Genomic DNA, 3,472 nt, shown 5'->3' with positions numbered 1-3,472 from the left:
CGCGGGCCAGCCATTTGAAACCGGTCAGGGTCTCGACGTGGCGGGCACCGTAGTGCGCGGCGATCGCGGCCAGCATCCGCGACGACACCACGGTACTGGCCACCACGCTGGTCTGCGGGGTGTCGGCGTTCGAGAGCAGATAATCGCCGAGCAGCCAACCGGTTTCGTCTCCGGAGAGCATCCGCCACCCCGATCTGGTCGGTGTGCCGACAGCGCACCGGTCGGCGTCGGGATCCAGCGCGATCGCGATGTCGGCGTCGATGTCGGCGGCCAGGCCCAGCAGTGCGTCGGTGGCACCGGGCTCTTCGGGATTGGGAAAAGCGACGGTGGGAAAGTCGGGATCGGGTGCGAACTGCGCGGCGACGGTGTGCACGTCGTCGAAGCCGGCGCGGCGCAGGGTCTGTACGGCCAGCGCTCCGCCGACGCCGTGCAGCGGCGTCAGCGCCACCCGAACCGAACCCGACGATCGGCGTACCCGCGCGGCTCGCTCGCGATACCTCCCGATCAGGGCGCTGCCACGGGCTTGGACGGGCGTTCGGGGGATCAGGTCGGCGAACGGCGCAGCCGCCATTGCGCTTTCGATCTCCCGGTCAGTCGGCGAGACGATCTGGATGCCGCCGTCGAGGTACACCTTGTAGCCGTTGTCGGTCGCTGGGTTGTGCGAGGCCGTGATCTGGATCCCGGCCGCCGCGGGGAGGTGGCGCACCGAGAACGCCAGCACCGGCGTCGGTACCGGGTGCGGGAACAGCACCACCGGGAAGCCCTCGGCGGCAAGGACTTCCGCTGTGGCCCTGGCGAATTGGGCTGATCCGTGCCGGGCATCGCGCCCGACGACCACGGTCGACCCGGTCAGCCCGCGGTTCTGAAGCACCCTCGCCACCGCCCAGGTGGCGCGCAGCACCACCGCGAGGTTCATCGCATCCGGGCCGCCGCGCAGCGGTCCCCGCAGCCCCGCGGTGCCGAACGTCAACGGCCGAGCGAACCGCGCCGACAGCTCTTCGGCGTCGCAGCCGGCCAGTTCGGCGGCCGTCGCCGGGTCGGGATCGTGCGCGATCCAGTCCTCGGGTGTCATCGCAGGCCTCAAAGGCGGGCGATGAGGTCGGCCAGCAGCGAACCCGTCTGGTTGGCCGCGGCGGCACCGGCCGCCAGCACCTCGGTGTGGCGAAGCGGTTCCCCGGTGATGCCGGCCGCCAGGTTGGTCACCAGCGACACACCGAGCACCTCGGCGCCCGCCGCCCGCGCCGCGATCGTCTCGTGCACGGTGGACATGCCGACCAGGTCGGCGCCCAGCATCCGCAGCATGCGGACTTCGGCCGGTGTCTCATAGTGGGGGCCGGGCACGGCCGCGTACACACCTTCGGCCAGCGCGGGGGCGATCTCGCGGGCGAGTGCGCGCAGTCGGGGGGCGTACGCGTCGACCAGGTCGACGAACTGCGGCCCGACCAGCGGAGACCGCGCCGTCAGGTTGAGGTGGTCGCTGATCAGCACCGGCTGGCCGACCGCGAAGTCGGGGCGCAGAGCACCGGCCGCGTTGGTGAGCACGACGACCCGTGCGCCGGCCGCGCAGGCCGCCCGCACCGGATGCACAACGTGCCGCAGGTCGAGGCCTTCGTAGGGATGCAAGCGACCGGCCAGCACCAACACCCGGTGCTTGCCGATGACCACCGACGACACCTCGCCGGTGTGCCCGGTCGCGGTCGGCGGCCTGAATCCGGGCAATTCGGCCATCGGTAGCACGGCAGTCGCCGAGCCGAGTGCCGCAACTGCGGGTGCCCACCCCGACCCGAGCACAATCGCCACATCGTGCGTGTCGACGCCGGTGCCGTCGGCGATGACCTGTGCCGCCCGTCGCGCAACGGCGTCGGGGTCGGGCTGACCAGTCACAGGACCCGAGCCTAACCGGTGGGATACTGGACAAATGCCCATTGCCACCGCGTCGGAGTGTGCCCAACGGCGGGCGGCATCATGAGCTTGGCCGAGGCCGCCGAATCCTGGCTGGCCGCCCACTACGACGACCTGGTCTCCTGGCGGCGACACATCCATCGTTATCCGGAATTGGGCCGCCAGGAGTACGCCACCACGCAGTTTGTCGCCGAGCGGCTGGCCGATGCCGGGCTCAACCCGAAAGTGATGCCCGCGGGGACGGGGCTGATCTGCGATTTCGGCCCCGAGAACGAGCCGCGGATCGCGCTTCGGGCCGACATGGACGCGTTGCCGATGGCTGAGCGGACCGGGGCCCCGTACGCATCGACGAAGCCCGATGTCGCGCATGCCTGCGGACACGACGCCCACACCGCGATCCTGGTCGGCACTGCGCAGGCACTGGCCTCGGGGCCCGAGCTGCCGGTCGGCGTGCGGCTGATCTTCCAGGCCGCCGAGGAGCTGATGCCCGGCGGTGCGGTCGATGCGATCGCCGCCGGAGCACTGTCGGGGGTGAGCAGGATCTTCGCCCTGCATTGCGACCCCCGGCTGCAGGTCGGGCGGGTCGCGGTGAAAACGGGTCCGATCACCTCGGCGGCCGACCGGATCGAGATCACCCTGTATTCGCCCGGCGGGCACACCTCCCGACCGCATCTGACCACCGACCTGGTCTACGGGCTCGGCACGCTGATCACCGGGGTACCCGGGGTGCTGTCGCGCCGCATCGATCCGCGCAAGGGCACGGTGCTGGTCTGGGGCGCGGTCAACGCCGGTATCGCCGCCAACGCCATCCCGCAGAGCGGCGTCTTGGTGGGCACGGTGCGCACCGCCAGCCGCAGCACCTGGCAACAGCTGGAAGCGATCATCGGTGAGACGGTGTCCGCGCTGTTGGCACCGCTGGGTATCGAGCACACGTTGCAGTACCACCGGGGTGTGCCGCCCGTGGTCAACGAGGAGGTGTCGACGCGGATCCTGACGCACGCCATCGAGGCTGTCGGTCCCGGCGTGCTGGCCGACACCCGGCAGTCGGGCGGCGGCGAAGACTTCTCCTGGTATCTGGAGGAGATCCCCGGCGCGATGGCGCGGCTCGGCGTGTGGTCGGGTCAAGGGCCGCAACGCGACCTGCACCAACCGAATTTCGATCTCGATGAGCGAGCCCTGGCGATCGGCGTGCGGGTGATGGTCAACGTCGTCGAACAGGCCGCTGCGTTCTAGCTCCCGTTGCGCCGCGAGTGTGCGTGTTCATACGCGACACGCCGCGACGGCCGTATGGCGACGCACAGTCGCGATGGGCAGCGTGGGCTACTCGCCGTGGCCCGGCCCGATGTTGCGTGCCGGGCGGGTACGCAGATCGTGAACGTAGTCGGCCGGCGCACCGGCGACCTCGGCGGCGTCGGCCATCACACCCAGGTAGTGGGCCGAGGGCAGGCCGCCCTCCCACGCGTCCACCACGTACAGCCAGGCCAGCACCGGATCGGTCGTCGTGTCCGACGACAAGCGCTCCACCCGGCAGCGGATCTTCTTGTGGATCCCGAGTTCGGCGCCTTCCCAA

4 protein-coding genes are annotated in these 3,472 nt (G+C 70.7%); 1 reads left to right on the top strand and 3 read right to left on the bottom strand.

Going from position 1 to position 3,472, the window contains the following annotated elements; genetic code table 11:
• Together F6Q13_RS16925 and F6Q13_RS16920 are read right to left on the bottom strand one after the other, a co-directional pair.
• The coding region (locus F6Q13_RS16925) for a phospho-sugar mutase (protein ID WP_293059026.1) at nucleotides 1-1,072 on the bottom strand (1,072 nt) is incomplete at its 3' end.
• Nucleotides 1,073-1,080: 8 nt separating this feature from the next.
• Nucleotides 1,081-1,884 carry a purine-nucleoside phosphorylase gene (locus F6Q13_RS16920; RefSeq protein ID WP_293059023.1) on the bottom strand — a complete coding sequence of 268 codons (804 nt, stop codon included), beginning with the start codon at nucleotides 1,882-1,884 and terminating at the stop codon, nucleotides 1,081-1,083.
• Nucleotides 1,885-1,965: 81 nt separating this feature from the next.
• On the opposite strand from F6Q13_RS16920, the gene F6Q13_RS16915 reads away from it, so the two are divergent.
• The gene (locus F6Q13_RS16915; RefSeq protein ID WP_293059020.1) at nucleotides 1,966-3,135 is read left to right on the top strand and encodes a M20 family metallopeptidase; all 1,170 of its coding nucleotides are present in this window, start codon (nucleotides 1,966-1,968) and stop codon (nucleotides 3,133-3,135) included.
• 87 nt (nucleotides 3,136-3,222) lie between these two features.
• On the opposite strand, the gene F6Q13_RS16910 is transcribed toward F6Q13_RS16915, so the two are convergent.
• On the bottom strand, nucleotides 3,223-3,472 hold a 250-nt coding region (locus F6Q13_RS16910), incomplete at its 5' end, for a gamma-glutamylcyclotransferase (protein ID WP_293059017.1).

This window comes from Mycobacterium sp., from assembly GCF_008709575.1.
Taxonomy (GTDB): Bacteria; Actinomycetota; Actinomycetes; order Mycobacteriales; family Mycobacteriaceae; genus Mycobacterium.
Note: the sequence above shows the minus strand (reverse complement) of the source record. Positions and strands in the feature narration are given on the sequence as shown.

Bases quoted from the DNA above. Each gene is read 5' to 3' on its own strand.
- F6Q13_RS16915 (WP_293059020.1), top strand. From the start codon at position 1,966: ATGAGCTTGGCCGAGGCCGCCGAATCCTGGCTGGCCGCCCACTACGAC.